Here is a 4,708-nt window from a genome sequence, read left to right as displayed (position 1 = left end):
ATCCTAATGTTCTTGAGATGGCTGGCTATGATTCTAAAAAGCTTTCTGGTTTTGCGTTTGGTATGGGACCAGAGCGTATTGCAATGTTGAAATATGGAGTGGAAGACATTCGTCATTTCTATACAAATGATGTGCGTTTCTTATCGCAATTCCACCGAACAGAAGTGTAAGGAGGAAATGACATGTTAGTATCAACGAAATGGTTATCAGAATATGTAAACACACAAGGGTTGGACCCGAAAGACTTAGGTGAGAAAATAACTCGCTCAGGAATAGAAGTAGATGCAGTGATTGATCGCTCTCTAGGCATGACAAATGTAGTAGTTGGATATGTAAAGGAAAAAGTTAAGCATCCAGAAGCAGATAAGCTAAACATCTGTCAGGTAGATGTAGGAGATGAAATCACTCAAATTATTTGTGGTGCTCCAAATGTTGACGCTGGTCAAAAGGTAATCGTTGCACGTCCTGGAGCTGTGCTACCAGGTGGCATTAAAATTAAAAAAGCAAAGCTACGCGGTGAAGTATCTAATGGAATGATTTGTTCTCTTCAAGAGCTAGGTATTGAAGGTCGTCTCGTATCCAAACCGTATGCAGAAGGTATTTATGTTCTTCCTGAAACAGCTGTACCAGGTGAAAGTGCATTGCCTTTATTAGGCTTGGACGATGTAGTGCTAGAGCTAGGTTTAACACCAAACCGCTCGGATGCACTAAGTATGCTAGGTGTAGCTTATGAGGTAGGGGCAATTCTTTCAGAGGATATGAAATATCCAGAGACTGCTTATACAGAAAGCAATGAAAAGGCAGAAGACTATTTGAAGCTTCGTGTGGATGCAATAGAAGAAAATCCTTTGTATATTGCTAAGGTTGTTAAAAACGTACAAGTAAAAGAATCTCCATTATGGCTACAGAATCGTCTGATGGCTGCTGGAATTCGTCCTCATAATAACGTAGTAGATGTTACTAACTATGTATTAATGGAATTTGGTCAACCACTTCATGCATTTGACTATGACCGTTTAGCAACAAAGGAAATCGTTGTTCGCCTTGCAGCTGAAGGAGAAAAGATTGTTACGCTCGATGACCAAGAACGAACACTTAAATCTAACCATTTAGTAATAACTAACGGTAAAGAGCCGGTTGCTATTGCTGGAGTAATGGGTGGGGCTAATTCAGAGGTTCATGAAGGTACGACAACTGTAGTAATCGAGTCAGCTTACTTTGCAGCTGGATCTGTACGTCAAACATCTAAAGACCATAACCTACGTAGTGATGCAAGTGCTCGCTTCGAAAAAGGTGTGGATCCAAACCGTGTAAATATGGCAGCAGAGCGCGCAGCAAGCCTATTAGCAGAGCTTGCAAATGGTGAAGTACTAGCTGGTTCCGTAGTTGTAGATAAGTTAGATAAATCTCCAGCTGAAGTCATCGTTTCTCCAGATTTCATTAACAGTCGTTTAGGAATGAAGATATCATTAGAGGATATGACATCTATTCTATCTCGTTTGAAATTTGAATTCCAAGCGGCTAATGGATATTTATATATTAAAGCACCTACTAGACGTCAGGATATTAAAATTCCTGAGGACATCGTGGAAGAAATAGCTCGTATGTATGGTTATGATGAGATTCCAATGACGTTACCCGTGGAAGAGTCTAAACCAGGTGGTTTAACATCCTACCAAGCTAAACGTCGCCAAGTGAGAGGTTTTATGGAAGGTGCAGGACTTTACCAAGCAATTACGTACTCATTAACTTCTAAAGAAGTAGCACAAAAATTTGCTTTAGAAACTGCTCCTGTAACGGAACTATTAATGCCAATGAGTGAGGAGCGTAGCACGCTACGTCAAAGCTTAATCCCTCATTTGCTAGAGGCTGTAACGTATAACACTGCTCGCCAAGCAGATACCGTTGCGTTGTATGAAATTGGTTCTGTTTTCTTAGGAGAAACAGCATCTGGATTACCTCATGAGCAAGAGCATTTAGCAGGCGTTATTGCTGGTAAATGGGTTGAGCATAGCTGGCAAGGAGAGAAAAAAGCAGTAGATTTCTTTGTTCTGAAAGGAATTGTTGAAGGCTTAATGGACTTACTCGGCCACACAACTGAGCTTACATTTGAACGTAAAGTAGTCGATGGAATGCATCCAGGAAGAACTGCAACTATCCAATTGGCAGGGGAAGAGATCGGTATTATTGGTCAATTACACCCGGCGGAACAAAAAGCACGTGACCTAAAGGATACGTATGTATTCGAGCTGAATTTAATGAAGGTATTAAACAAAGATGCTGGAACATTGTATTATCAACCAGTTTCTAAATTCCCTTCTATTACGCGCGATATCGCCTTAGTAGTGGATCAGGAAAAAGCTACTGGAGAGCTGCAAGCAATTATTCAACAATCAGGTGGGAAATTGCTTAAGGGAGTACATTTATTCGATTTATATGAAGGAGAAAAAATGGAACCAGGCAAAAAATCAGTTGCATTCTCTCTAACGTATTTCGATCCAGAGCGTACATTAACGGATGAAGAAGTAGTTAATGCACATAACAAAGTTCTAAAAGCATTAGCTGAGCAAGCAGGAGCCGAGCTGCGAGGATAAAGGCTGATCACCTTGCAGAGATGGGCTAGAACCTTGCAGAAAGCCACAACACTTTTGAAAATAAAAAAGAGAATTAAATAAATGAAAAAGGAGCAGCACCAAAATAGGTGTTGCTCCTTTTTGTTGAACTCTGAGAGTAGAAGTATATTTATGTTAAAATAGGTATAAAAAGTTATGAAATTGGAGGTGTGCGAATGGGTACCTTTGATCCAAACAACAGTACATACACGAAAGAAATATTAGAGAAACAGCTAATTCTATCGAAGCCTTTAACCAAAAGTGAAGCAGAGAAATTGAATTTAGCAAACAACAATCTGGTAAATGAAGAGGATAGCTTCCTACCGAAGCAGTGGTTTTGTCGTGCGGATATAGGGGAGTGGGAAGAGGTAGAAATATTTATACAAGGTGATGATAAAAAGCCTTATGTCAGCTGTATAGAAATGGCCGAGAAAATACTAAAAGATATTCCTCAGCATATTGATCGTGCATTAAATTACTTGAAAGAATTTTTTCCTGCTCAACAATCGGAGGACTATTATTTATCTACGATTTCCTTTGGAAGAATGATTAATTTTGATGATCGGCTTTATACCGGCTTTACAATAGGTTTTTATAGCGAACAACCGCATGAATATCAATATAAGGTAAAATTCAAAGAAAATGGTTGGCCGATTGGTTTTGAGGGGGGACCAATGTAGAGTAGAGAATAAAGAATACGAGTTTAATAGAAACATATTTACAGAATAAAGAATCCTTCGTAAAAGGAAAAACAACTTCTTAAGGATGTGTAAAAATGGGTTTTTTTAATCGCTTATTTAAAAAAGTGGAAGATATTAATAAGGGAGAAGTAGCTGTTTCTGAACTGGAATCCGAGTTCTATCTTGAGTCACCTGTAGAAGAAGCAAAGGATTATTGGGTGGAAATGGCTCAAAATATTATTGTGAACACGGTTAAGGCAACAAACAATTCTGTTGAACGAGCTTTTATCCTCATCGATTTTGGGGAACAACCTTCTTTTGATATCTTTTATCAAGTAGATGGAAGTTTAGTTATGTGGCATCAGCTTGAGCATCAGGATATAAAAGAAAAAATTGAAAACGAACTGCTTCCTCAAGCAACCGATGTTTTGAAAGCAGTAAATGATAACTTCATACAGGCCAATCACCCAACCATTGCATTTGCGGAGCTGCAATTTGAATGGCAAACTAGCGCTTGGTTTTCACATATAATATGGGAAGACGACGAGGATGCAAAGCTAGCCAAGGACGAAATATTAAATAAATGGTTTGATACATTAAGTGTTGAAATCAAAGATCTATCATTAGATAGTGATACTAAGCTGTCCTGGTATCCGTAAGTTGTTTTAATCATATTCTTTTAAAAGAGAGAAAGAGTTTAATAGCCTGAATAGAACGCTTATGTCTCATTTCGGAACGTCCTCTCTATTTTATAAGAGAGGACTTAACTAACTTGTGTCCATGCATCGATACTAGCTTAAGGGGAGAATTTATGAATAAACAAGCGGTAACTTTTTTTATCTTAGGAATAAGTGTCATACTGATAAGTACACCATTAGGGTACAGTTTAGTTAAGATCGTGTATCAAAACAAAAGTTTAGCTGAAGAATATGTACCAATTCTTAACGGATTTATATATTCATTGATGTTAGTCGGTATTTTGGTATTTAGCATTGGTGTAATTACCTTCATAAAAAATAAAAATTAATCGTAGTATTAACGGAGGTTTTTTTCAAGAAGGAATGAAGTCTTTTTCTTATTGACCAATCGCCAAATTACAAAATATAAAATGAGCTCGTGTCTCGAAGCTCATTTTATTTTAATGTTAGAGACTAAGCATCAGTATTTAAACGAAGTGTTTTCCTTTATATTCACAAAGGCTTCATCTAAATCAGATGGCTGTAAGTAGGTTGTATCGTAGAGAAAGCATTTATTTATTCCTTTAGCTTCAAATTCATTTAGTAATTCTACACACCTTAATCCCATCTGATGTTCCTGTATCCTTAAAGAATCCCTTCTTAAAAGTTCTTTTCTCTCGACCCATAAAACAACGTACCTAATTTCGGCGTTTTTAACCTCAGCATAAAACTTTTCAGA

At 37.6% G+C, this 4,708-nt stretch carries 5 protein-coding genes and 1 pseudogene; 5 read left to right on the top strand and 1 reads right to left on the bottom strand.

Annotation, left to right across the window (positions count from 1 at the left end; genetic code table 11):
• From AC06OU_RS18525 to AC06OU_RS18505, 5 genes are all read left to right on the top strand, one after another.
• A partial coding sequence (locus AC06OU_RS18525) for a tRNA ligase subunit PheS family protein (RefSeq protein WP_475857692.1) occupies positions 1–170 on the top strand: 170 nt, incomplete at its 5' end.
• A gap of 12 nt (positions 171–182) precedes the next feature.
• Positions 183–2,594 (top strand): phenylalanine--tRNA ligase subunit beta, encoded by a 2,412-nt coding sequence (gene pheT / locus AC06OU_RS18520; protein ID WP_475857691.1) that lies wholly within the window; start codon positions 183–185, stop codon positions 2,592–2,594.
• 194 nt (positions 2,595–2,788) lie between these two features.
• Positions 2,789–3,292, top strand: a complete 504-nt coding sequence (locus AC06OU_RS18515) for a hypothetical protein (RefSeq protein WP_475857690.1) — start codon at positions 2,789–2,791, stop codon at positions 3,290–3,292.
• Between the two features lie 95 nt (positions 3,293–3,387).
• Entirely contained in the window at positions 3,388–3,951 is a 564-nt protein-coding gene (locus AC06OU_RS18510; protein ID WP_475857689.1) for a hypothetical protein, read from the top strand.
• A gap of 152 nt (positions 3,952–4,103) precedes the next feature.
• Positions 4,104–4,319, top strand: coding sequence for a glycosyl transferase (locus AC06OU_RS18505; RefSeq protein WP_475857688.1), 216 nt, complete (start codon positions 4,104–4,106; stop codon positions 4,317–4,319).
• Positions 4,320–4,450: 131 nt separating this feature from the next.
• Here the strand turns inward: AC06OU_RS18505 and AC06OU_RS18500 are convergent.
• Positions 4,451–4,708: pseudogene (locus AC06OU_RS18500) on the bottom strand (gluconokinase); the annotation flags it as partial.

The organism is Psychrobacillus sp. (genome assembly GCF_056205495.1).
Note: the sequence above shows the minus strand (reverse complement) of the source record. Positions and strands in the feature narration are given on the sequence as shown.